The 23,208-nt window shown below is 64.3% G+C and carries 18 protein-coding genes; 15 read left to right on the top strand and 3 right to left on the bottom strand.

Features of this window, described 5'->3' with window-relative positions; genetic code table 11:
• Positions 1-6: 6 nt before the first annotated feature.
• From AAFP05_RS05795 to AAFP05_RS05775, 5 genes are all read left to right on the top strand, one after another.
• Positions 7-2,817, top strand: a complete 2,811-nt coding sequence (locus AAFP05_RS05795; RefSeq protein WP_341728906.1) for a tyramine oxidase subunit B — start codon at positions 7-9, stop codon at positions 2,815-2,817.
• A 45-nt stretch (positions 2,818-2,862) separates the two neighbouring features.
• On the top strand, positions 2,863-4,044 hold the full coding sequence (locus AAFP05_RS05790; RefSeq protein ID WP_341728905.1) for an FAD-dependent oxidoreductase: 1,182 nt from the start codon (positions 2,863-2,865) through the stop codon (positions 4,042-4,044).
• Between the two features lie 35 nt (positions 4,045-4,079).
• A complete protein-coding gene (locus AAFP05_RS05785; RefSeq protein ID WP_341728928.1) occupies positions 4,080-6,308 on the top strand; it encodes a (Fe-S)-binding protein in 2,229 nt (742 codons plus the stop codon).
• 81 nt (positions 6,309-6,389) lie between these two features.
• Positions 6,390-7,175 (top strand): electron transfer flavoprotein subunit beta/FixA family protein, encoded by a 786-nt coding sequence (locus AAFP05_RS05780; RefSeq protein WP_341728904.1) that lies wholly within the window; start codon positions 6,390-6,392, stop codon positions 7,173-7,175.
• A gap of 11 nt (positions 7,176-7,186) precedes the next feature.
• A complete protein-coding gene (locus AAFP05_RS05775; protein WP_341728903.1) occupies positions 7,187-8,146 on the top strand; it encodes an electron transfer flavoprotein subunit alpha/FixB family protein in 960 nt (319 codons plus the stop codon).
• 42 nt (positions 8,147-8,188) lie between these two features.
• On the opposite strand, the gene AAFP05_RS05770 is transcribed toward AAFP05_RS05775, so the two are convergent.
• Positions 8,189-8,968 carry an SDR family oxidoreductase gene (locus AAFP05_RS05770; RefSeq protein ID WP_341728902.1) on the bottom strand — a complete coding sequence of 260 codons (780 nt, stop codon included), beginning with the start codon at positions 8,966-8,968 and terminating at the stop codon, positions 8,189-8,191.
• Positions 8,969-9,156: 188 nt separating this feature from the next.
• Here AAFP05_RS05770 and AAFP05_RS05765 point away from each other — a divergent pair, with 188 nt between their 5' ends.
• The 5 genes from AAFP05_RS05765 (at position 9,157) to AAFP05_RS05745 (ending at position 14,674) form a co-directional block, all read left to right on the top strand.
• On the top strand, positions 9,157-9,597 hold the full coding sequence (locus AAFP05_RS05765; RefSeq protein ID WP_341728901.1) for an RpiB/LacA/LacB family sugar-phosphate isomerase: 441 nt from the start codon (positions 9,157-9,159) through the stop codon (positions 9,595-9,597).
• On the top strand, positions 9,594-10,445 hold the full coding sequence (locus AAFP05_RS05760) for a transketolase (protein ID WP_341728900.1): 852 nt from the start codon (positions 9,594-9,596) through the stop codon (positions 10,443-10,445). Before AAFP05_RS05765 ends, AAFP05_RS05760 begins: the two co-directional genes overlap by 4 nt.
• Positions 10,442-11,374 carry a transketolase C-terminal domain-containing protein gene (locus AAFP05_RS05755; protein ID WP_341728899.1) on the top strand — a complete coding sequence of 311 codons (933 nt, stop codon included), beginning with the start codon at positions 10,442-10,444 and terminating at the stop codon, positions 11,372-11,374. The genes AAFP05_RS05760 and AAFP05_RS05755 overlap by 4 nt, the downstream gene beginning before the upstream one ends.
• Before the next feature lie 247 nt (positions 11,375-11,621).
• Positions 11,622-13,358, top strand: a complete 1,737-nt coding sequence (locus AAFP05_RS05750) for a dihydroxyacetone kinase family protein (protein WP_341728898.1) — start codon at positions 11,622-11,624, stop codon at positions 13,356-13,358.
• Positions 13,359-13,384: 26 nt separating this feature from the next.
• Positions 13,385-14,674 carry a DUF2088 domain-containing protein gene (locus AAFP05_RS05745; protein WP_341728897.1) on the top strand — a complete coding sequence of 430 codons (1,290 nt, stop codon included), beginning with the start codon at positions 13,385-13,387 and terminating at the stop codon, positions 14,672-14,674.
• Positions 14,675-14,780: 106 nt separating this feature from the next.
• Here AAFP05_RS05745 and AAFP05_RS05740 read toward each other — a convergent pair whose 3' ends face one another.
• Together AAFP05_RS05740 and AAFP05_RS05735 are read right to left on the bottom strand one after the other, a co-directional pair.
• Positions 14,781-15,713, bottom strand: a complete 933-nt coding sequence (locus AAFP05_RS05740) for a sugar phosphate isomerase/epimerase family protein (protein WP_341728896.1) — start codon at positions 15,711-15,713, stop codon at positions 14,781-14,783.
• A 51-nt stretch (positions 15,714-15,764) separates the two neighbouring features.
• Positions 15,765-16,718, bottom strand: coding sequence for a 3-hydroxyacyl-CoA dehydrogenase family protein (locus tag AAFP05_RS05735; protein WP_341728895.1), 954 nt, complete (start codon positions 16,716-16,718; stop codon positions 15,765-15,767).
• A 536-nt stretch (positions 16,719-17,254) separates the two neighbouring features.
• Here AAFP05_RS05735 and AAFP05_RS05730 point away from each other — a divergent pair.
• The 5 genes from AAFP05_RS05730 to AAFP05_RS05710 all read left to right on the top strand — a co-directional run bounded on the left by AAFP05_RS05730 (position 17,255) and on the right by AAFP05_RS05710 (position 23,145).
• Positions 17,255-18,751, top strand: coding sequence for an Nramp family divalent metal transporter (locus tag AAFP05_RS05730; RefSeq protein WP_341728894.1), 1,497 nt, complete (start codon positions 17,255-17,257; stop codon positions 18,749-18,751).
• A 287-nt stretch (positions 18,752-19,038) separates the two neighbouring features.
• The gene (locus AAFP05_RS05725; RefSeq protein WP_341728893.1) at positions 19,039-19,959 is read left to right on the top strand and encodes a dihydrodipicolinate synthase family protein; all 921 of its coding nucleotides are present in this window, start codon (positions 19,039-19,041) and stop codon (positions 19,957-19,959) included.
• A 14-nt stretch (positions 19,960-19,973) separates the two neighbouring features.
• Entirely contained in the window at positions 19,974-21,305 is a 1,332-nt protein-coding gene (locus AAFP05_RS05720; protein ID WP_341728892.1) for an FGGY family carbohydrate kinase, read from the top strand.
• Positions 21,306-21,309: 4 nt separating this feature from the next.
• Positions 21,310-21,777, top strand: coding sequence for a hypothetical protein (locus AAFP05_RS05715; protein WP_341728891.1), 468 nt, complete (start codon positions 21,310-21,312; stop codon positions 21,775-21,777).
• A 48-nt stretch (positions 21,778-21,825) separates the two neighbouring features.
• Positions 21,826-23,145, top strand: a complete 1,320-nt coding sequence (locus tag AAFP05_RS05710) for a transaldolase family protein (protein ID WP_341728890.1) — start codon at positions 21,826-21,828, stop codon at positions 23,143-23,145.
• Positions 23,146-23,208: the final 63 nt, after the last annotated feature.

The following is a 23,208-nucleotide window of genomic DNA, read 5'->3' as shown; positions in this document are numbered from 1 at the left end:
GCTGAAATGATCGAGAAAGTCTTCACCAACGGCCACGTCTATACCGGCGAAAGCGCACAGCCATGGGTCAGCGCCTTCGCAATCGAGAACGGGCAACTGGCGGCGCTCGGCGACGACCGCGCCGCCGAAAGCTGGATCGGCGCGCAGACCGAAGTCATCGACCTGGAGGGCGCATTCGTGATGCCCGGGTTCGTCGATGCCCACTGCCACTGCGCCTTGCAGGGCCAGACCGAGGTCTTCGAGCATCCCGTCGAGCCGACCCTGGATCTGGAGGGCCTGCTGGCCGAGATCCGCAAAGCGGTGACCGGGCTGCCTGAGGGAGCCTGGGCGGTGGTCAGCCCCTACAGTGCTGCTTTGCAGACGCAGGTGGAGACCGCAGCGGCGCTGGCGCGCCTCGACGAGGCGGCGGCCGGGCACCCGGTGATCGTCCGTGAGTACAGCCGTCACAACCGCTGGGTCAGTTCCGCTGCCCTGGCCGCGGCCCGAATCGATGCCTCGACTCCCGATCCCGAGCACGGAACCGTCGTGAAGGATCCGGTCAGCGGCGGACTCACCGGCGTGCTCTATGAATCTGCCGGCCTGCCGGTCGAGCACGCCTTCCTCGCCGCCCGGGCGCTGAGCGCGCAGGATCACTCCCGCAGCGTGCGCGAGGGGCTGCGCATCCTCAACAGTTTCGGTATCACCGGGGCAGCCGACGCGGCGGCCTCGGAGCAGATCATGGCCGGCGCCGCCGCGCTGGATGAGGCAGGCGAACTATCCGCCTGGGTGGTGAGCGCGATGCCTGCCAACGACCACATCTTCGGCTTCGAGCCGATCGGTGCTGCCTTGTACGGGATCGGCAGTGAGCTGAGCACCAGCCATCATCGTCCCAACTTCGTCAAGGTCTTCTTGGATGGCGTTCCGCCGGCCCGTACGGCAGCCTTCTCGCAGCCCTATCTTCCCCAGCCCGGCGATGGGCCCGGCCAGCAGACCTGCGGCGAGACGCTGTTCGCCGAGGACGAGCTGTTCGACGTTCTGTTCGAGGCCGCCGGCCGGAATCTGTCCGCGATCATCCATTGCACCGGGGACGCCTCCATTCATCTGGCCCTGAACGCGATCGAGCGCCTGCGCAACGCCGGCTGCACCGAGCAGAGCTATCACCTGTCGCACTGCCAGTTCATTCTGCCCGCAGACCAGCCCCGCCTCGCCGAGCTGAATGTTGTCGCCGAGATGTCACCCTTCTTTTGGGTGCCGGGCCCGGTGCCCGAGGCCATCTCCACGATCGTGCCCGCCGAGATCGCAGGCGACATTCATCCGAACCGCAGACTGCTCGATCTGGGCGTGCAGCTGGTCAGCGGATCGGATTGGCCATGCAGCGACACCCCCGATCCCTGGTATGCCATCCATGGCCTGGTGACCCGCGCTGATCCGCTCGGGCTCACCCCCGGCGTCCTCAATGGCGATCAGGCCATCAGCCTGCCCGAGGCGATCACGATGTGTACCTCATCGGCCGCGGATTCGCTGGGACTGGGCGAGCTCACCGGCTCCCTGAAAGCCGGGAAATCGGCGGATTTCATTGTCTGCGACCGCAATCCGTTTACCATCGCGCCGGGCGAGCTGTCCCAGGTGCGGGTCCAGCAGACCTGGTTCGCCGGCGGTCTGGTGTACCGCGCGCCCGAGGTTCAGCAGACCAGCACCGTGGGCTCGCCGGCTTCTGCCTTGTCGTTTCTTTATCTCAGCGAGCCGGACGCGATCGCCGCGGGCGTGACCGATATGGCCGGCTGCGTCGAGGCGATGGATCAGACTCTCCAGCTGCTCCAGCTCGGTGACTACCGGATGGCCGGCAATGACGGCAATTCCCATGGCGCGATGGTCACCTTCCCGGCCAGTCCGCAGTTTCCGAATATGCCCGCCGATGGCCCCGACCGGCGGTTCATGGCGATGCCGGCCTACCTGGGCGGGCAGTACGACGCGGCCGGGATGAAATGGTACGGCTCCAATCTGGCCAACCGGGATCGCCAGCTGCCCCGTTCGATTCTGATGTTCATGCTGAACGACAAAGAGACCGGCGCCCCGCTGATGCTGATGTCGGCCAACCTGCTCTCGGCCTACCGTACCGGCGCCGTACCCGGTGTCGGCGCCAAATATCTCGCCCTCCCCGATGCCTCGGTGGCTGCCATCATCGGGCCCGGGGTGATGGGCAAGACCGGCCTCGAAGCCTATGCCGCGGTCAGGCCGATCACCACCGTTCGGGTGTTGGGGCGCCGCCGCGAAAGCGCGGAAGCCTACCGGGAATGGGTGCATAGCCGGCTGCCATCGGTACAGGAGGTGATCGTCTGCGGCAGTCTGCAAGAAGCCGTCGCGGGCGCCGACATCGTGCATTGCGGAGTCTCGGGCCCGGCTGGCAGCGCCGGCTACCCCCATCTGCTGACCGCATGGCTCAAGCCGGGCGCCTTCATCTGCTCGGTCTCCAATCTCAGCCTGGACGACGACGTACTGACCGATCCGGCGAGCGGGCTGTTCATCGACAACCTGCAGATGTACTTCGACTGGCAAGAAGAGGTCGGCTACCCGGCCCACGAGTCCATCGGCATCATCGGCAACCGCTATGTCGATCTTATGCACGAGAACCGCCTAGGCCCAGACTGCGTCTCCAATATCGGCGACGTCGCGCTGGGCCGGCGCCCCGGGCGCACCGACGACGCTCAGATCATCGTCTTCAGCGTCGGAGGCATGCCGATCGAGGACATCGCCTGGGCAAGCCAGGTCTATCAAAGGGCACGCGAACGCCGGATCGGCATCGAACTGCCGCTTTGGGATGTCCCGGTGATGGCCTGACCTGCAGATTCACCACCAAGCATTCACCACCATGGAGAGGAAATCATGAGCGAAGTCGTCATTGTCGGCGGTGGCGTGATCGGCACGGCCACTGCACACGCCCTGGTCGAGCGGGGAATCACAGACATCACCATCGTGGACCGCGATACTGTCGGCTCCGGAGGCACCGGCAGATCCGCCGGAATCATCCGCTGCCACTACGGAGTCAGCTCGGTCTGCGCGCTGGCGGTGGCAAGCCTGGAGTTCTTCGAAAATGCCCAGGACATCCTCGGCAGCGCCATCGGCTTCGAGCAGGTTGGCTATCTGGTCGGAGTCGGGGAAGAGAATTTGGAGCCATTCCGCGCCAGCCTCGCCAATCAGCGCTCGCTGGGTGTTGATACCCGCGAGATCGGCCAGGGCGAGGCCAAGCAGCTGTGGCCAACCGCATTCGTGGATGACTTCGCCACCTTCTGCTATGAACCGCGGGGCGGCTACGCCGACGGCTATGCCACCGCGCAGGCCTACGCGGGCTGGCTGCGCTCCCATGGCGTCGCCATCCGGCAAGGAACTGCGGTCAAGGCGATCCGCACCGACGGCCAGCAGGTGAGCGGCGTCGAGCTGGCCGATGGCGAGATCATCGCGGCAGCTGCCGTGGTCCTCGCCGCCGGGGCGTGGTCGGTGCCACTGCTGGCACCGCTGGGCATCGAGCTGCCGATCCAGCCGATGCTCATCCAGGAGGTGCTCATCGACCCGGGCGTCGATCTGGGTGCGCCCCCGGTCTTCTCGGACCTGGTCGCCAAACAGTATGTGCATCTTCGCGGCGGTGAGATGCTCTTCGGCAACAGCTCCGGCAAAGGCGCCACCCGGCCCGTGGACGATCCGGATTCCTACCCGGCGCATGCCTCGAACGCCGCAATCGAGGCAACCGCCGAAAAGGCGCTGCACCGCTTCCCCGGCATCGCCGATCCGCGGGTGGCAACCACCTCGACCGGAGTGATCGATCAGACTCCCGACAACAACCCAATCATCTCCGCGACCCGGTACGACGGGCTGATCCTCGCCACCGGCATGTCCGGACATGGCTACAAAATCGCCCCGGCCATCGGGCAGCTGACCGCCGATCTCATCGTAGGCGCCCAGACGGTGCTGCCGAATGTGCGAGCCGCCGATTTCCGACTCTCCAGATTCGCCGAGGACGATCTGCTGGTCAGCCCGTTCGCTTACCAGGGAACCGCCGGAATCCGCTGACCGCGCAAATGCTGCTTTGAGAGGAAGTGATCACCATGCTGCTACTGGCCATCGCCATAGCCGCAACCCTGGCAGGAGTCTGGCTGTTCGTGCGGGGCAGTGTGCGGCTGTATCGCCAGCTGCGCCAGGGCCAGCCCAGCCCGCAGCGGCTGACCCCGCCCGGCCGGCGGCTCGCCGTGATGGTGCGCCAGATCCTCACCCATGAGAGGTTCACCGCCCGGCCGGTGGTCAAGGTGGCGCACTGGTTCGTGATGATGTCATTCATCGTGCTGGTGCCCACCTTGGCGGCAGCATATGCCCAGACCATCGACCCGCTGGCCGGGCTGCCGCTGGTCGGCGGCTGGCCGCCGTGGCAGTGGGCGGTGGAGTTCTTCGCCTGGACCGGTCTGATCGGTATCATTGCGCTGGTCGTGGTGCGGGCGCGCTTCAGCCAGCCCGAGGTGGACGCACACGCCGCCAGAGATTGGAAGTCCCGCTTCTACGGCTCGACCCGCTGGCAGGCCTACTTCGTCGAAGCTGTGATCGGGGCCGTGGTGCTGTGCGTCATCGGTCTGCACGCGGCAGAGAACGCCCTGCTGCGCCGCGATCCGGCGACCGCGGCCGAGGGCAGCTGGATTCATTTTCCGACGACATATTGGCTCGGCAGCCTGCTGCTCGGCCTCAGCCCCGCCACTTTGGCGGCGCTGGTCAGCTGGATCGCGCTGGCGAAGATCCTGATCTCGATGACCTGGATGGGCGTGGTCGGCTACGGCGTCACCATGAGTGTTGCCTGGCACCGGTTCCTCGGTGTCATCAATGCCTATGCCAAGCGCGAGCCGAACAACGAGCCCGCCCTGGGCGCGGCAGCCCCGATGCTCATCGACGGGGAGCCCTTCGACATCCGCACCATCGACGAGCTGCCCGAGGATGCCAGCTTCGGTGTCACGACGGTCACCGATTTCGGCTGGAAGGCCCTGCTCGACTTCGCCTCGTGCAGTGAATGCGGACGATGCCAGGATCTGTGCCCGGCCTGGAATACCGGCAAACCGCTATCGCCGAAACTCTTCACGCTGGCCCTGCGCGATCACGCGGCAGCGGCTCTAGCTCCCGGCCGGGCCAAAGCTCAGGTACACAGCCCGGATCTGCTGGCCAGCCTGGCCGCCGCCAAAGCGGCAGGTGAGCTCGGTGATTCCGCTCCGGTCAGCGCCACCACCGAGCTGATCGGAGCGGTGATTGACCCTGATGTGCTGTGGGCCTGCACCACCTGCGGCGCCTGTGTGGAGGCCTGCCCGGTCGATATCGAGCATGTCGATCACATCCTCGACCTTCGGCGCGGCGAAGTGATGACCAAATCGCAGTTTCCCGCCGAGTTCTCTTCGGTATTCAGCAACCTCGACAATAGACAGAATCCGTGGGGATCACCGGCCCGCGGCCGCCTCGCGTGGACGAAAGGTCTCGGCTTCCCGGTGCCGGTCGCGGGCGAGGATATCGGCAGCCTCACCGAAGTCGACTACCTGCTGTGGGTGGGCTGCGCGGGCGCCTACGACGAGAAGGCGAAAAAGACCACCCGCGCCGTCGCCGAGCTGCTGCACCTGGCAGGAGTCAGCTTCGCCATCCTCGGCACCGCCGAAACCTGCTGCGGCGACCCGGCCCGCCGGGCCGGGAATGAGGCCTCCTACCAGATGGCGGCCGTGCAGAATATCGAGACCCTGACCGAGCTCGGGGCCAACCAGATCCTGGTCACCTGTGCGCATTGCTTGAACACCCTGTCTCGCGAGTACAAGCAGCTGGGCGCCGATTTCAAACTCACCCATCACACCCAGCTGCTGAACAGGCTTGTCCGGGAGCACCGGCTGGAGCTGACTGCGCCCACCGAAGATGAGCGCACCCCGATCACCTATCATGATCCCTGCTATCTGGGTCGCCACAACGGCGAATACCAAGCACCGCGCGAGTTGCTGGCGCAGCTTCCCGGCACTGAACTGATCGAGATGAGCCATCACGGGCCGTCCAGCATGTGCTGCGGGGCCGGCGGGGCCCGGATGTGGACCGAGGAGACCATCGGAACCCGGATCAGTGATTCGCGGCTTGCCGAGGCCGCCGATACCGCTGCCGCGACCGTGGCCACGGGCTGCCCCTATTGCTCGATCATGCTCGGCGATGCGGCTGCAGGCAGCGAATCGGCTCCGGTCGTCCAAGATGTGGCGCATCTGGTTCTCGCCAGCGTCAAACGCGGAGAGCGGGGCGGCGCGGAGCCCGCCCCGGCTGAGCCCGGCCCGAGCTGATTCTTGCCCGCCACGGCAGGCCCTTTCCGACCCACGCTCCTAGAGATTCCCTCCAAGACACCTGGAAGAAAGGCAGAACCAATGCGAATACTGGTCTGTGTCAAGTACGTGCCCGACTCGACAGATGATGCCGAGTTCACCAGCGATCACACCCTCGCCCGGCCCGACGACGCGGGTTTGCTCTCCGAACTGGACGAATACGCCATTGAGCAGGCACTGCAGCTGCGCGGCCGGCTTCCCGCACCCGTGCAGGTCACCGCGGTGTGCATGGGACCCGACGGCGCGGAAACCGCCCTGCGCAAAGCCTTGCAGATGGGCGCCGATGACGCGGTGCTGATCTGCGATGAGGCGATCGCGGGCAGCGACGTCTTTGCCAGCACGCTGATCCTGGCCGCCGCGGCCGGCAAGATCGGCGATGTCGGCCTGATCGTGTGCGGGATGAGCTCCCCCGATGCCGGAACTGGGGTCCTCCCGGCGCTGCTCGCCGAGCGGCTGGGCTGGCCGCTGCTGAGCCTGGCTGCTCAGGTGGACGCCACCGGCTCCGGGCTGTCCATCACCCGCACAGACGAGCTCGGCACCCGCACAGTGCAGGCCGCGCTGCCTGCCGTGCTCAGCGTCACCGACCAATCCGGCCAGCCCCGCTATCCCACCTTCAAAGATGTGCTCTCCGCAAAGAAGAAGCCTCTGGACTATCTCGAGCTCGATGATCTGGAGGTGCCCGCGGTGCTCGTCGGCTCCGATGCCGCCCGGGTGCAGGTGATCGGCATCGTCCGCAACCCGGATCGGGCGGCCGGGCGGGTGCTGCCTGGTGACAGCGAACTCAGTCTCGACGAACTCGCCAGCTTCGTGGCCACGGCACTTCAGTGAAAGGCAGCTCAGTGAACAGCAGCAGTGTGAATACCGTCCTTGCCGTTATCCCGACCGCAGCCGGCGTCCCCGATACGGTGGCCGCCGAACTGCTCACCTTGGCCCGGTCCATGGGCACGCCGGTGGCTGTGGTGAACGAGGAGCTGACCGACCAGGCTCTGGTCGAGCTGGGGCGCTACGGCGCCAGGGAGGTTCGCCAGGTCAGCTGCCCGCAGCTGACCTCCACCTTGTGCGTGGCGAAGGCTGCGCTGCTGACCCAGCTGGCCCGCGACCTCGATACCGGGCTGGTACTGCTCGCCAGCGGAGCCGAGAACAATGAGGTCGCCGCGCTCACTGCAGCGAAGCTGGAGGCGGCCCTGGTCACCGATATCACTGGGGCCGAACGCGAGGGCCAGGCGATCTCGGCCCAGAAGCCGGCCTGGGCGGGCCGCTATACCGTCACTGTCGGTATCCGCGCTGAGGCCGCTGTGCTGACCTTGCTGCCCGGAAGCCTCCTGCCCGAGCAATCTCCGGTCATCCCGCAGCTGGTCAGCGCTAGTTTCAGCTATCAGCCGGCCACGGCTCAGGCAGTGGTGACGGCCTGCGAGCCTCTGGTGGCCACCGGACGTCCGCCGCTTGGCGATGCGGCGGTCGTCGTCGCCGGTGGACGCGGCGCAGAAGGTGATTTCAGCCTCGTCGAAGAGCTTGCCGATACTCTCGGCGCAGCCGTGGGAGCATCTCGTGCCGCGGTGGACGCCGGCTGGGCACCCAGCAATCTGCAGATCGGGCAGACCGGCAAATCCATTTCTCCGAAGCTGTATATCGCCGTCGGCATCTCCGGGGCCATTCAGCACATGGCGGGCGCTCGATCGGCCCAGCAGATCGTCGCCATCAACAGTGATCCGGACGCCCCGATCCATTCGGTCGCCGATCTCAGCATTGTCGGCGATCTGAACACGGTGATCCCCGCGCTGATCCAGCGATTGGGCTGACCGGGCGCGGACCCGCCCGGGGTACGGGCCCGCCCAGGGTGCTCACTTCATGTGTTTGCCGCCATCGACGTTGAAGGTCGCACCGTTGACGAAGCTGGCGCCTTCGGAGAGCAGGAAATTGACGACCTCGGCGATCTCGGTCGGCTGGCCGACTCGTCCGAGCGGAATATTGGAGGCCATCGATGCCTTGCGGTCGTCGGTCAACTTGCCGCCCATGATCTCGGTGTCGATAGGTCCGGGACAGATGCAGTTGGTGTTGATGCCGTACTGGCCGAGCTCGCGGGCGCCGCCGCGGGTCAGACCGATGACCGCAGCCTTGCCAGCTGCATAGGCGATCTTGCTGAACGTGCCGCCACCGTCATAAGCGGTGATGGACGAGAAGTTCACGATCCGGCCGACGCCGGCCTGCATCATGCGGTGGGCACCGTACTTCATCATCAGCATGGTGCCGCGTCCGTTGACGGCCATCACCTTGTCGAACTCGTCGGCGGTCAACTCGAGCAGCGGTGTCGGGCAGGCGATGCCCGCCACATTCGCCAGGCCCACGACCTGGGGAAGCTCGGCGTCGATGCGCTCCCAGGTGGCCTTCACCGATTCCTCGTCCGCGATATTGCACACGGCGCCGACGACCTTGACGTCGGGAAACTCCGCGGCAAGTTCGGTGGCAAACTCGGTCACTGCCGGGTTGAGGTCAAGAGCCGCGATATTGAAGCCCGAGCTGGCGAGCTTGCGTGCGACGTGGCGTCCGATACCAGCCGGAGCCCCACAACCGCTGACTACTGCCGTGCGCTGCTCGGGGAAGGCATTTCCGGTTTCCGACATTCGATTCCTCCTTGTAAGATGCCCGCACCACTGCAGACAGCAAAATGAGATCCTGGCGGCGGCCTTATCCAGGGAACCGTTGTGAACCCATCGGTCGCACGCCTTCACGCAATCATATATCTTAGAGGGAAGGGCGGCGCACCGGACTGGCCCGCCATGATCATCATCTTCGCGGGAGAGGAAGATTCATGAAGCTTGCATTTGGCTGCGACCCCAACGCGGCAGAACTCAAGAAAGCACTCATCGCCAAGGCCGAATCACTGGGCCACGAGGTGACCGACTTCGGCTCACAGGACCCGATCTACGCCAATGTCGCTGCCGAGGTTGCGCATGCGGTCGCCGACGGCAGGTACGACCGCGGGGTGGTGGTCTGCGGCACCGGCATCGGCGTGTCGCTGGCCGCGAACAAAGTCAAGGGCGCCTACTGCGCGCTGCTCGCCGATCCCTACTCGGCCCAGCGCGCCACCCTGAGTAACAACGCGAACATGATCGCCATGGGCGCCCAAACCACCGGCATCGAAACCGCCAAGGTCTTGCTCGAGCTCTACCTGGCGAACACCTTCGATCCCGGCTCGCGCAGCGGGGCCAAGGTCGCCCGGGTCGTGGAGATTGAGGCAGAACAGCTGTGAGCCAGCGGGTAGCCGAACTCGAACTACATGCCGCCCGGGCCCGCCGCAATGTCGTCCGGATGATCGAGACGGGTCACTCCGGCCATCTCGGCGGAGCCATGTCGGCGATCGACGTCATCACAGCGTTGTACTTCGACGTCATGAACGTCGATCCCAGCCGTCCGGATTGGTTTGAACGCGATCGTTTCTTGCTGAGCGCCGGCCACAAGGCCATGGGCCAGTACGCGGTTCTCGCCGAGCGCGGCTACTTCGACGCCGCACTGCTCGATACCTACGGCGGCATGAAGACCGCCTTGGGCGGGCATCCCGATATGCACAAGCTTCCGGGCATCGAGGGCAACACCGGCGCGTTGGGCCACGGCCTGTCGATCTCGGTTGGTATGGCGCTCGGCCTCCGGCTGGCCGCCACGGGCTCGCGGGTCTTCACCGTGCTGGGCGATGGCGAGCTTCCGGAAGGCTCCAACTGGGAGGCTGCTGCCGCAGCGGCCCATCACAGGGTCGACAACCTGGTTGCGATCGTCGACAACAACGATCTGCAGATCTCCGGACGTGTCGGCGATGTCATGAACATGGCACCGATTGCAGGCAAGTTCGAGGCCTTCGGTTGGGCCACCCGCGAGATCGACGGCAACGACATGCCCGAGATTCTCGATGCTCTGGGCGCGGCGCCGTTCGTGCCCGGCAAGCCGAGCGTGATCGTCGCTCACACCATCAAGGCCAAGGGAATCAGCTTCGCCGAGGACAATCTGGCCTACCACTACTGGAAGCCGGCTGCAGGCGAACTGGAGCGGGCCGTCATGGAACTGGACGCGACGATCGCCGAATGCGAACAGAAGGTGACCCGATGAGCCAGTTGACCGATCCTCGTAAGGAATTCGGACGAGCGGTGACGGCTCTGGCCGCCGACAATGATCGCATCGTGGTGTTGTCGGCGGACTCTGGAAAGAGTTCGGGTTTCGGCGATTTCGCCAAGGCCTACCCGCAGCGCTATTTCGAGTTCGGCATCATGGAGCAAGGGGTCACCGGTATCGCTTCGGGTTTGGCCACCACCGGCCTGATTCCGGTCTTCGCCGCGATCGCCCCGTTCGTTACCTCCCGCAGCTTTGAGATGGTTCGCAACGACCTGGGCTACATGGGTCAGAACGCCAAGATCGTCGGACGCAACGGCGGTCTCACCTACTCCGATCTGGGTGCCACGCACCACTCGCTGGAGGACTACGCGATCATGCGAATGATCCCCGGGCTGGTGGTTTTCGCACCCAGCGATCCGGGTGAGATTCGCAGCTGCGTGGCCGCGATGATCGACCATGTCGGTCCGACCTATATGCGCATCGGCGCCCAGGGACTGCCGGATCTCTTCCCCGAGGAACCGGTCGCCATCGGCAAGGGACGTCAGCTGCGTGAGGGCGGCGATGTCACGATCGTCAGCACCGGTTACGAGTCGGTTCAGACCGTTGCTGCCGTGGAGATGCTGACGGCAGCCGGCATCTCGGTCGACCTGATCGGCATGCCCACGCCTTCACATCTCGACGCCGAGTTGATCACCGCCTCAGCCGCTCGCACCGGCGCGGTCGTCACAGTGGAGGAGCATTACGAGACCGGTGGCCTGGCAGGCACGGTCGCCGAACTGCTCTGCCGTGAACAACCCACGCGGCTGCTGCCCATCGGTGTGCCGCACGCCTACCAGCCGGCCGGACCCTACGACGGACTACTGGCCAACGCGGGAATCGACGCCGACCAGATCGCCCGACGGGTCATCGCTTTCGTTGGACACTGAAGGCGCCGAAACGAATCTGTATACACAATGATGGGCTGTCTTCCCGAGGACGACAGCCCATCATTATCAGCGGTGATCTGCGCCACTCCCCCATCCGGGGGCGTGCAAACCATGGATCGTGTATGATTTTAAATGCCCGGGACGGTCGGCTCGACTGTGGCCGGGCACCCGGATTCCCGCAGCAGCGAATACCGAATCAGTAACCACCACCTAGACGCAGGCAGCGTCTGTACCTGAGGAGTCGTCGATGACTCGTGTGTTCAATGATCCATCAAACTTCGCACTTGAGGCCGTGTCCGGAATGGCGTCGGCCTACCCGCAATACCTGAAGGCAGTGCACGGCGGTGCGGTGCGCGCGACCGCCAGCCCGACCGGCCAGGTAGCGGTGATCGTGGGCGGCGGATCTGGCCACTTCCCCGCTTTCGCCGGATGGGTCGGCCCAGGCATGGCCCATGGCGCCGTCTGCGGCAACGTCTTCGCCTCGCCGTCGGCGTCCCAGGCATATTCGGTCGCCAAGGCCGCCGACAACGGCGGCGGCATCATCATCAGCTACGGCAACTACGCCGGTGACGTGCTGCACTTCGGACAGGCCGCCGAGCGACTGCGTGCCGAAGGATACGACGTGCGCACCATCGAGGTGTCGGACGATGTCGCATCCGGTCCGCGCGACAATACCCGCAAGCGTCGCGGCGTCGCCGGCGATGTGGTCGTCTTCAAGATCGCCGGTGCCGCAGCCGAGCGCGGCCTGACCATCGACGAGGTCACCGAACTGGCCTGGCGAGCCAACGATCGCACTCGTTCGCTGGGCGTCGCCTTCGACGGCTGCACGCTGCCGGGCGCCGGCGAGCCGCTCTTCCATGTGCCGGCCGGACAGATGTCGGTGGGCCTGGGCGTGCATGGCGAGCCGGGCGTCTACGAGGTGCCGATGGGTACCGCCGCCGAGATCGCCGATCTGCTGGTCGACGGTGTGCTCGCCGAGGCCACCCAGATCGGCACCGACGGCTACTCGGGCCACTGCATCGTCCTGCTGAACGGGCTCGGCACCGTCAAGTGCGAAGAGCTCTACGTGGTGTGGAACCGGGTCGCCGAGCGGCTGACCGCCGCCGGCATTACTGCCGTGCTACCCGAGGTGGGCGAGCTGATGACCAGCCTCGACATGGCCGGTATCTCGCTGACCATGACCTTCCTCGACGACCAGCTCGAAGAGCTCTGGCGCGATCCGGTCGATACCATCTCACTGCGCCGCGGAGCGGTCACCGTGCGGGCCGAACGCGAGGTCGCCGACGACACCAAGGAGGCCGTCGCTCCCATCATCGCGGGCAGCGAGGCCTCCCAGGAATTGGCGGCCACCGTCGTCAAAGCGCTGGAGATCATGAAGCAGGTCACCATCGATCGCGAACCCGAGCTGGGCAGGCTCGACGCGATTGCCGGCGACGGCGACCACGGCCAGGGCATGCGTTTCGGGGCCACCGGGGCCGTGCAGGCAGCGCATCAGGCCGCCGAAGCAGGTGCGGGTGCAGGTACGGTGCTCGTGCGCGCGGGCGCTCAGTGGGCCGAGAGCGCCGGCGGTACCTCGGGCGCCTTGTGGGGTTCGATCCTGACCGCCGTCGGCGGCGCGCTGGGCGATGAGCAGCCCGCATCGTCCGAAGCGATCGTGGCGGGCGTGCGCGACGCGGTGGATGCCGTGCAACGCCTCGGTGGCGCCAAGCCCGGCGACAAGACGATGGTGGACGCATTGGTGCCGTTCACGGAGACCTTGAGCGCCAGGGCCGCCGACGGCCTCGCGCTTGCGGAAGCCTGGCAGCAAGCCACCAGCACCGCGCAGGCTGCGGCCGACGACACCGCGACCTTCGTGTCAAAGCTCGGGCGTTCTCGTGTCCTCGGTGAAAAGTCGCTCGGCGTACCCGACCCGGGGGCCATCTCGTTCTGCATGCTGATGCAGGCCATCGGTGACGCGGGACTGTTCGCGTCCTGCTCAAAGTGACCGCGTCGAACCGACAGGAGACCGCCATGAAGACCTCCCTCAACCTCATCCTCGATGACATCGCGCTCCCCCGATTCGCCAAGGTGCATCAGGAGTTGCCGGCGCCGCGATTGGACGATGTCGCCGCGCACATCGACGAGCAGTTGGCCAGGCCGGAGTTCGATCAGACCGTGCAGGCCGGACAGCGGATCGGCATCACGGTCGGCAGCCGTGGCATCGCGAACATGCCGCTGATCGTCGGCACGCTGGCCGACTGGGTGAAGTCGAAGGACGCCACCCCGGTGATCATCCCCTCGATGGGCAGCCACGGCGGCGCCACCGCAGAGGGCCAGCGTCAGATGCTCCTCGGTATGGGCTTCACCCCCGAGGTGACCGGCTGCGAGATCGTATCCAGCCTCGATGTGACCGAGCTGGACGAAGTCGATGGCCTGAAGGTGCTCTTCTCGTCGGATGCCTTGGCATGTGACGGGCTGATCTTGTGCAACCGCATCAAGGCGCACACCGACATCGTGGGGCCGATCGAATCGGGCCTGATGAAGATGGCGGCGATCGGTGTCGGCAAGCATCGAGGCGCTTTGCAGGCGCATTCCAGGGGTCTGGACAAGGCCGGGCAGATGATCCAGAAAATCGCCCCGGTGATGTTCGAGAAGGCCAACATCATCTTCGGTGTCGGCGTGCTGGAGAACTCTCTCGACCAGACGCGCGACATCGTCCTGATCGAGACCGCCGAGATCGAGCAGACCGAACGCGGGTTGCTCGCCGAATCGCGTCTGCACCTGCCGAGGCTCTTGATCCACGACATCGATGTCCTGGTCGTCGACTATATGGGCAAGAACATTTCGGGTGACGGGATGGATCCGAATGTCTTGGGCCGCTCGCTGATCGGAGTCAAGAACCCCGAGATGCGCGTCAACAAGATCCTCGTGCTCGACATGACGCCCGAATCGCACGGCAATGCGACCGGGATCGGCCTGGCCGACATCACCACCGCACGACTGTTCAACCAGATCGACTTCACCGCGATGTTCACAAACGGCGTCACCTCGAACGGCATAGCCGGTTCGAGGGTAGCCCCGTTCATGCCCAATCAGAAGATGGCCATGCAGTGTGCGCTGCGTTTGACGCTGATTCCCGATCTGACCAAGGCGCGCATCGTCCGCATTGTCAACACCCTCGATGTGGCCGAGATCTGGGTCTCCGAGGCGCTGCTGGACGAGGTCGCGGCCAACCCGGCACTGACACAGCTGACCGACCCTGTTGAGTTGGAGTTCGACGAGTACGACGATCTCTTCCCGGCATCGGCGCGGCTGGACTAAGGGCCTAAGGACCCTAACTGTCACGTCAGGCCTCCGCTGGACAACGAAGAGGGGCTCCTTCCGCACGGAAGGAGCCCCTCTTCGATTCGGACGATGAGTCAGCGCATCAGGCCATCTTGGCGCGCAGAATCGAGCGGATGTACTCGCGCGATTGAGCGAGGTTGTACAGCGAATCCGAACCGTAGTGCTCGACCATGAACGGCATCTCGAAGCCCAGCTCCAGGGCCCGCGCGATGATCGGGCGGTAGTTCACATAGCCGCCCGACAGCGGCGACGGATGAGTCGAGTAGGCGCCGGTGGCCGGATCGAAGTCGCGCGTGTAGTTCTTGATGTGCCAATAGTTGGTGAACGGCAGCATCTTCTCGAAGGCCTCGGTGACCGACTCGAGCGGACGATGCAGCCGCACCAGGTTGCCGAGATCCGGGTTCAGGCCGCACGCGGAGTTGTTGACATCATGCACGAATTTCACGCTGGCATCCGAACTGCCCAGGTAGGTGTCCTCGTACATCTCCAAGGTGATCTGGATGCCCACCGATTCGGCGTGTTCGGCCAGTTCGCGGGTGCGGTCCACGGCCAGCTTGTAGAGCTCGGGATCGTCCGAGTCCTTGTGCCCCTGGGCAAGCCAGAACCAGACGGCGGCATTCTGCGCCGCAGTCGTGGCCTGGAAGAAGCCGAACGAGACGACCTCTGCCCCCAGCGATACACCCGCGTCGATGACCCGATGGCCATAGGCCAGGTAGTCCTCGCCGCGCTCGGCGTCCACGACCGACTTGCGTGAGGTGGAGATACCCGGGACGGTGAGCCCCGTGTCGGCCAGGGCCTGCTTGAATTCGTCCAGCCGCTGCGGGGAGAGGTCTCCGACGCGCACCCAGACATCCAGCGGGTCGAGCTCGGTGAATCCCAGGTCGGCGACCTCCTTCATCTGGGCATGCCATTCGGAGGCATCGGCGTCCTGGATCGGACCGCCGTTGGAATCAAGGCCGCCGAAGATCAGCATTGGGCAGGCGATCGGCCAGTTCTCCGGGTTGTATTTCGACATTCTGAGGGTCTCTTTTCTCTGTGAGAGGGTCATCTTGCAGAAGCGCACGTGCTACTTGACGCCGGGTGCCTGGCCGAGCTCGGTCAGCAGCTGCTGCATCCGGGCGTATGCGGTGTTGCGGTACGCGACCAGCTCAGTGGTGTCGCCGGCCGGAATGACGAAGCCGCCACCCGACTTGGTGCCCAGGTGTCCCTCGTCCACCAGCTTCTTGAGGCCCTCGGGGGTGGCGAATCGCTCACCGAAGTTGTCCTCGAACGTCTTGAAGCAGTCACGGTAGACATCCAGACCGGCCATGTCGGCGATTGCGAACGGGCCGAAGAACGGCAGCCGGAAGCCGAAGGTGGTGCGCGTGATGATGTCGACATCCTCGGCGGTGGCAACGCCATCGTCGACGATGCTGATCGCTTCCTTCAGCAGCGCATACTGCAGCCGGTTGAGCACGAAGCCGGGCGAATCGTTGACCCGAGCGGTCAGCTTGCCCGTCGAACGGACGAGTTCTTCGACATCGGCCAGGATCGCCTCATCGGTACCAGCGTGCAGGATGATCTCGACACCCGGAATGAATGGGGAGGGATTGGAGAAGTGCACACCCAAGAAGCGGTCGGCCTTGTCGAGAGAATCGGCGAGTCCGCCGATGGGCAGCGTGGAGGTATTGGAGGCAATGATCGCGTCCGGACGTGCAGCGGCCTCGATCCGGCGCAGCACGGCGTCCTTGATCGCCGGCTTTTCGGGCACGGCCTCCTGGATGTAGTCAGCATCCGCGACCGCATCTTCGATGCTGGGGGCAACGCTCAGGTGCTGTTCGACCAGAGCCGCCTGGCCGGGCAGGAAGAGCCCTCGCTGTTCCCAGTCCTTCGCCTCAGCGATGAGCCGGGCGAGATTCTTCTTGGTTAGTTCCGCGTCGGCGTCCGCTAGCACGACGGGGTGACCGGCGATCGCGAAGACCTGCGCGATGCCACCCCCCATGTAGCCTGCGCCGACGAGAGCGATAGTGCTGATGGCCATGAAACTCTTTGCCTCCTCAGATTCGCTGCATTCCGTCTGCCTGGCTGACGCCACCGGGCGCCAATGGCTTTGATTCATACGGATCTGCAACCAGCGGTCGACCGGTGACCGACTGACAGCCCAATACTATAGGAAGTCTGGCCAGCTGCGACCTCGGGGCACGAACTTCTGTATACGAAGCTTTCCCCGTGAGGCCCGCGGCAGGAGCCATGCTGACTGCTATGCTCGGCTCAATATTTTGATCGCACAATTCGTCGCATCACATATCGCCTAGTGGTAGGGGATCCAGCAATCCCCTACCGTGGATTGCGGAGCCCTTGCACTGGGACCCGTCTTCTATGTAGCATATAGGCGCTACGACTGGACGCAGGAGACCGGCCGTAGCCACACCGAGGAGGCAGCGTTGCCCGTTTTGATCACCGCTGCATTCTTTGGCGTCGCTTTGCGCGGCGCACACCCTCGTGATTCGTTCGCGAATCGCGAGGCCCCGGAGCTGTCGCACCCGGCACAGCTCCCCGGTCACAAAGGAGCGATCCATGAGTACTGGGGTTGAAACGACACCCGTACTGGAGCCCTTACGGTATCCCGAGCAAGATCCGAAACTTGCTTCAAAGAAATTCCTCGACCTGATCAGCATCGTCGGCCCGGGCTTCATTCTGGCGTCAGTGACGATCGGTAACGGCGAGATCTTCCAGGCGACGCGAGGCGGCGCCGTATTCGGCTACACGATTCTATGGACCTTCGTCTTCGGTGCCATCTTCAAGGCCGCCGTGGTTTACGCGGCCGCTCGCTACATGGTCATCACCGGCGAACATCCCTTCCAACGCATGGGCCACGTCGTCCCGGGATTCGGCACCAAGGGCATCGGCAGGCACTGGCTGGCCACCTTCTTCGGGGTGCTGGCCGCGGTTTGCTTCCCGGCCTGGTGCGTCGCTTTCCTCTTGGCACTGAGCCAGTGGACCCCGTGGATCATCACCGGTTCACAGGAGCCCTGGCTATGGGCAGGTATCGCCTGGGGCCTCATCGCCTACGCCACCTTGTGGGTCAAGGACTTCAGCAAGGTTGAAAACCTGCAGACGGCCATCGTCGGGCTGCTGGTCGTGTTCTCGGTGATCGCCCTGATCGTCGCTCAGCCGAACTGGATCGATGTCTTCAAAGGCATGGTGCTGCCCGAGGTCCCCTCGCAGTACCCGGCATGGGTGCAGGAGAAGTTCCCTGACGTCGCAGCCAAAGCGATTCCGGTCGAGATCCTCTCGTACCTGGGAGCGCTCGGCGGCGGCATCTACGACTACATCGGCTACGTCGGGACCTTCCGCGAGAAGACCTGGGGCATGCTCGGGCGCGCCGACAACATCGAGATCAACCTGCAACTGCAAGCTCTCGGCAAGGACGAGCAAATTCCGATCGCCATGGACGAAGAGAATCTGTCCAGGGCAGCTGCCGGCGTGAAGGCCGCGAAAATCGACTCCGTCACGTCCTTCATCGCCGTAGGCATCTTTGCCATCACCTTCATGGTGCTAGGCAACGTCGTGCTCGGCGCCGACGCCCTGCAGGAGGTTCCTGGCAACGACAACATCCTGACCGCCCAGGCGGCGTTCTTCACCAATATCCACCCGATCCTGAAGTACCTCTATATGGTGGCCATCTGGTGTGCGTTCTGGGGTTCGCTGCAAGCTCTGTTGACAGTCACCTACCCGTACACGGTACGCGAAGCGTTCAGCCCGGCGTTCCCCGTGCTGAACGATCCGAAGCATTGGCAGAAGCTGCGAATCATCGTTGCGACCTATACCCTCGGCCTCGCCATCATCCTCGCGTTGACGGGCGTGAGCTATACCACGGTGATCGCCTTCGCCGGCATCCTCGGCGGTGTCTTCGCGCTCGGTCTGTGGGGCTTCTGCCTGCTGGCCGCCGAGCACAAGGTGCTGCCGAAGCAGTTGCGGATGAAGCCGTTCCTCCAAGTGGTCTTGGTGATCGCATCTATCGCCATGACGGGTATGGGCATCGTCGGTTTGATCGGCTTCTTCGGCGGCTGATCCGCTCTGATCGATGACTACCGATACGAGTCCGCGTTCTGGCCACAAGGCCGGGACGCGGACTCGTCCCACGAATGCTTCCGTCCGGCCGCGTCTCACGGTTACGGCGCGGGTGGTGGGGAGTAGTCGGTACGGCGCGAGTGGCGAAGTGGTGTCGGGTAGTCGCGCCGCTCCCGCTTTTCCTATAGCATGTACGTATCCGTTCTGGGAGACTGGACAGCGATCACGCGGTCGTCCGAAGATGTTCGTCCGCCGTCGTCCATTCGGCCGATCTGTTTGGAGCACTAGTGAATCCACAACTGCGTGGCGTGATCATTCCGGTCGCCACCCCCTTTGATGCAGCCAACGACGAGAGGATCGATCAGGCCGCTCTCGAATACAACTTCGGATTGTGGGGAGCCACCGGCGTAGCGGGCTTCATGGTGCTGGGCACCAACGGCGAATTCAAGGCGGTGGACGACGACGAGTCGCGCACCGTGATCGCCACGGCAGTCGCCAACAAGGGCGACAAGACCCTGATCGCCGGAGCAGGACGCGAATCCACCAAGACCACGATCGCTTTCATCCGGTCGCTGGAGCCGTGGGCCGATGCGATCGACTATGTCTCCGTCCTTACTCCGAACTACTTCGCGAAGCTGGACGATGGCCCCGCGCTCGCCGACTTCTATGCCTCGGTGGCAGACGCCAGCCCGGTACCGGTGCTGCTCTATGTTGCGCCGGGCTATGCCAACGGCGTCACGGTGCCGCCGAAGGTGCTTGCCGAGTTGGCCGGCCACCCGAATATCGCCGGGATCAAGGACACCTCCCCGACGATGATGACCGACTACATGGTGGCGGCAGGCTCCCGCGACGACTTCGCGGTGATGGCCGGTTCGCTGAGCAACATCATGACCTGCCTGCGCTTCGACGGCCCCGGCGGGGTCGTCTCTGCCGCGAACTATTTGCCGGACGAATGCGCCCGGCTCACGGATCTCTATTTCAACGAGTCTCGCGAGACCGCGGGCCGCTACTACCGGATCCTGCAGAGCGTGGCCAAGAACGGCGGCGGCAAGCAGGGCGTGGCAAGCCTCAAAGCGGCAATGAACATCCGCGGCTACCGCGCAGGTGCACCCAGGCGTCCCCTTCGCCCGGTGAGTGCCGAAGCCGAATCCCAGATCCGCCGGGCCCTTGAGACCGGGCTGGCCGAACTCGCCGCGTTCCAGGCTTGAAAGGACGAACTGCCGTGTATTACCTGTCCATCGATTTCGGGACCTCCGCGGTGAAGATGGAGATCCTCAACGACGCTCTTGAGGTGCTGGCCTCCGAGAAGGAGGATTACCCTTACATCCTGCTGCCCGGCGAGAAGGTCGAGATCGACCCCGAGGTGCTCTTCGGAGCCACCAATCGGGCCGCAAGGCGGCTGCCCGTCGCGCTACGCGACCAGGTCGGGGTGCTGTGCTACGACACCTTCTCGCCCTCCCCGGTCTTCATCGCCGAGGACGGCACGCTGGCCTACCCGAACATCATCACCCACATGGATCGCCGCAGCCGGGCCATCACCGACTTCATCAATGAGACGGTCGGCAAAGACAGGTATCTGTCGATCGCCGGCATCTATCCGTTCGCGGGTGGCGCCGGCATCATGACCGTGCTGTGGATGCAGCAGAACGAGCCCGGTGTCTTGGAGCGCACCTACCGGATCGGCCATTTGCCCACCTATGTGCATCACCGTTTGACCGGCGAGTGGATGGTCGATTTGGTCAATGCGTCGATGTTGGGGCTCTACGAGACCACCACGCAGGGTGGTTGGTCGTCCGAACTGCTGGATGCCTTCGGCCTCAAGCATGAGTGGTTCAGTGAGATCCGCAACCCCGGCGAGTTGCTGGGCACGCTGCTCCCCGATCCAGCCGAACAGCTCGGCATTCCCGCCGGGATTCCGGTCGCGGTAGGAACCAACGACATGGCCGCCGCTCAGATGGGCGCCCACAATGACCGCGCCGGCCGCATCATGAACACCGCGGGCAGCTCAGACATGGTCTCGATCCTGATCGACAAGCCGGTGACCAACCCCGGCTACTATCTGCGCAACTCGGCGCTTCCGGGCATCTGGCAGATCTACGCCACCACCGCCGGCGGATTCGGTATCGATTGGTTCTTCGAGCAGTTCTGCAAAGAAATGACCCGGGAGCGGTTCAACACCGAATACCTGCCGGCGTGTATCGACAGCCAGGTCGACGACGGCGAGGTCAGCTTCGACCCGTACCTGACCGGGGATCGGCAGTCGCTCGAGAAGCGCACCGGAGGTTGGCACGGGCTGACGCTGGCGGCAACCCGCGACGAGATGCTCGCGACCTTGCTGAGGTCGATGAACAAGGTGCTCTACGACGTCGTCGAACTAGCCGGCAGTGTTGTGCCGATGGACACGGTCATCAAACTCACCGGTGGCATGTCCACACCGGCATTCATCAAGCTCAAAGAGCAACAATTCCCCGGCTTCACCTTCGAGGTCGTCGACAACTGTTCGGTCTTGGGTAACGTCGAACTCGTTCGCCATTACAACACAACGGAGAGCTGAGCGCATGAACCGAAGCTGGGGTGTCTACCTCATGACCGTCGCCTGCCTGGGCATGCTGGCGAGTATCTTCGCCTCCCGCGGAGATCTTATCTGGGCCATCGGCTTCGGTGCCCTCGCGGCGGCCTATCTCGGTCGCGCGGTGTACAAGCAGGTGCGCGAGAACCAGCGGCACCGCGACGCCCTCGGTGAACACCTGGCCGGTCATAAGACGACCTCCGAGAAGCAGCAGATCGTGGACAACCTGCTCACCACCCGCAAGCAGCTGAAGGGACGCCGCAGCTCCGAGGTCCTTCTGGGACTGATCATCGTCGTGGGTATCGTCTACATCTACCCGATGAACGGGCTGCTGGCACTGGCCATCTCGGTGCTCTTCATTCCCCTGGGCTACCTCATCATCAAGCAGTCCCGTTCGATCAGCCTCATTGAGCGCGGTCTGATCGAACGCGGCTATTCGCTGCAATCCACCAATTGACCTCATCAAAGGCGATATCACCTCTCTGAAAGTTAGGAGCATTTCCCAATGCATCATTCGCTGACACCTCCGCTACAGCTGCGACTGCGCTCGCTCGGTCTTGAACCGGCCCGCGGCGCCAGTGAGCACCTGAGCCGGATTCTCGCTCAGCCGATAGACGAGCTTCAGTTCTCGCTGCTCGCCGAGACTGCGACTCACATTGGTGTGACCGACGAGTTCGTCCGCATTTGTGACTACTTCAAGCCTGCGGACGGTCACACTCCGGCAGGCTTCCGTTTCGAATACGACCTGGAGGCCGATGGCCTGCTGAACGTCAATCTGAAGCGCGATATCGGCTATGACACCGACGGACGTCGGCGTCCGACCGCAGTCATCTACTCCGCCGATTCGGCCAACCCTTACGAGGTCGCACCCATCGCTCCCCTGCTGGGCAACCTGACCTGTAACCCGGGCATCATCTACGACCTTTTCATCAACAATCCCAAGGCCAACGTCGACCACAAGTTCAACACCCGTGACGAAGTCATGGCCGAACTCGGACGCGTTCTCGGCGCCGGTTGCGATATCTCGGTGGAGCTGAACAATCCGTTCGAGGAGGACTTCAACAAGATCCTGGAGGAGGTCGCCTTCTTCAAAGAGTTGCTCGGGCAGGATCGCGTCGTCATCAAGGTTCCGCACACCGGCCCGGTGAATGCCGGCAACGTGCATCAGCTGCTCGAGGGCGATGGGCGCCTCGATCGCCGCTACTGGCAGCCCTCGACCGAGGACGCATTGCGCGGTCACAATCTCACTCTGAAGCTGACCGAACTCGGCTACCGCGTCAACTTTACGCTGATGTTCGAGGGCTATCAGACTCAGATGGCGCTGCAGGCCCGTCCGTACTTCATCAACTCGTTCGTCCGGCATCGCCTGATGCAGTCGCAGAAGATGGTCACACTGCTTGCGCGGGTCGATGGCGGCGACAAGGACGCGGCCGCGGAACTTCGCGACCACATGCTGTCGACCGATTACCTGGCGAGCACGGACGCCGAGATGGATCCGGCCGAAGCGGTTTCTCGGGCGCGGACGATCGTGGCCTACCGCCAGATCAACGACGCCGAAGGCAGCGACGGCCTGGATTCGGTGCGTCACAACCTGCGGCTGTTGCGCAACGCGAATCTGCCCGACACGCGGCTGATCATCTGCTCGATGGAGGGCGACCTCAACTACCCGGATATCGACAACCTGCTGGCGGGCGACGAGTTCTCCGACATGGCAGACCGGGTCGTCGTCACCGCCGAGCCAAGCTACCTGGCACGCTTCACCTCGACCAACCAGGTCGTCAGCTACCAGCGCCGCTTCATGAAAGCGGCTCAGGGCGAGAAGTAGGCGTCTGCGCGGCTCAGGGCGAGAAGTAGGCGTCTGCGCGGCTCAGGGCGAGAAGTAGGCGTC

It is taken from the genome of Brooklawnia sp. (assembly GCF_032229645.1).
In the GTDB taxonomy this organism is placed as follows: domain Bacteria; phylum Actinomycetota; class Actinomycetes; order Propionibacteriales; family Propionibacteriaceae; genus Brooklawnia.
This window is presented reverse-complemented; position numbering and strand designations above follow the sequence as displayed.

What these genes read in the sequence shown, in the direction of transcription:
- AAFP05_RS05735 (WP_341728895.1), bottom strand. Translation starts at nt 16,718, where the DNA reads ATGGCCATCAGCACTATCGCTCTCGTCGGCGCAGGCTACATGGGGGGT.
- AAFP05_RS05730 (WP_341728894.1), top strand. Translation starts at nt 17,255, where the DNA reads ATGAGTACTGGGGTTGAAACGACACCCGTACTGGAGCCCTTACGGTAT.
- AAFP05_RS05780 (WP_341728904.1), top strand. Translation starts at nt 6,390, where the DNA reads ATGCGAATACTGGTCTGTGTCAAGTACGTGCCCGACTCGACAGATGAT.
- AAFP05_RS05755 (WP_341728899.1), top strand. Translation starts at nt 10,442, where the DNA reads ATGAGCCAGTTGACCGATCCTCGTAAGGAATTCGGACGAGCGGTGACG.
- AAFP05_RS05740 (WP_341728896.1), bottom strand. Translation starts at nt 15,713, where the DNA reads ATGTCGAAATACAACCCGGAGAACTGGCCGATCGCCTGCCCAATGCTG.
- AAFP05_RS05795 (WP_341728906.1), top strand. Translation starts at nt 7, where the DNA reads ATGATCGAGAAAGTCTTCACCAACGGCCACGTCTATACCGGCGAAAGC.
- AAFP05_RS05785 (WP_341728928.1), top strand. Translation starts at nt 4,080, where the DNA reads ATGCTGCTACTGGCCATCGCCATAGCCGCAACCCTGGCAGGAGTCTGG.
- AAFP05_RS05770 (WP_341728902.1), bottom strand. Translation starts at nt 8,968, where the DNA reads ATGTCGGAAACCGGAAATGCCTTCCCCGAGCAGCGCACGGCAGTAGTC.
- AAFP05_RS05745 (WP_341728897.1), top strand. Translation starts at nt 13,385, where the DNA reads ATGAAGACCTCCCTCAACCTCATCCTCGATGACATCGCGCTCCCCCGA.
- AAFP05_RS05750 (WP_341728898.1), top strand. Translation starts at nt 11,622, where the DNA reads ATGACTCGTGTGTTCAATGATCCATCAAACTTCGCACTTGAGGCCGTG.
- AAFP05_RS05765 (WP_341728901.1), top strand. Translation starts at nt 9,157, where the DNA reads ATGAAGCTTGCATTTGGCTGCGACCCCAACGCGGCAGAACTCAAGAAA.
- AAFP05_RS05790 (WP_341728905.1), top strand. Translation starts at nt 2,863, where the DNA reads ATGAGCGAAGTCGTCATTGTCGGCGGTGGCGTGATCGGCACGGCCACT.
- AAFP05_RS05715 (WP_341728891.1), top strand. Translation starts at nt 21,310, where the DNA reads ATGAACCGAAGCTGGGGTGTCTACCTCATGACCGTCGCCTGCCTGGGC.
- AAFP05_RS05710 (WP_341728890.1), top strand. Translation starts at nt 21,826, where the DNA reads ATGCATCATTCGCTGACACCTCCGCTACAGCTGCGACTGCGCTCGCTC.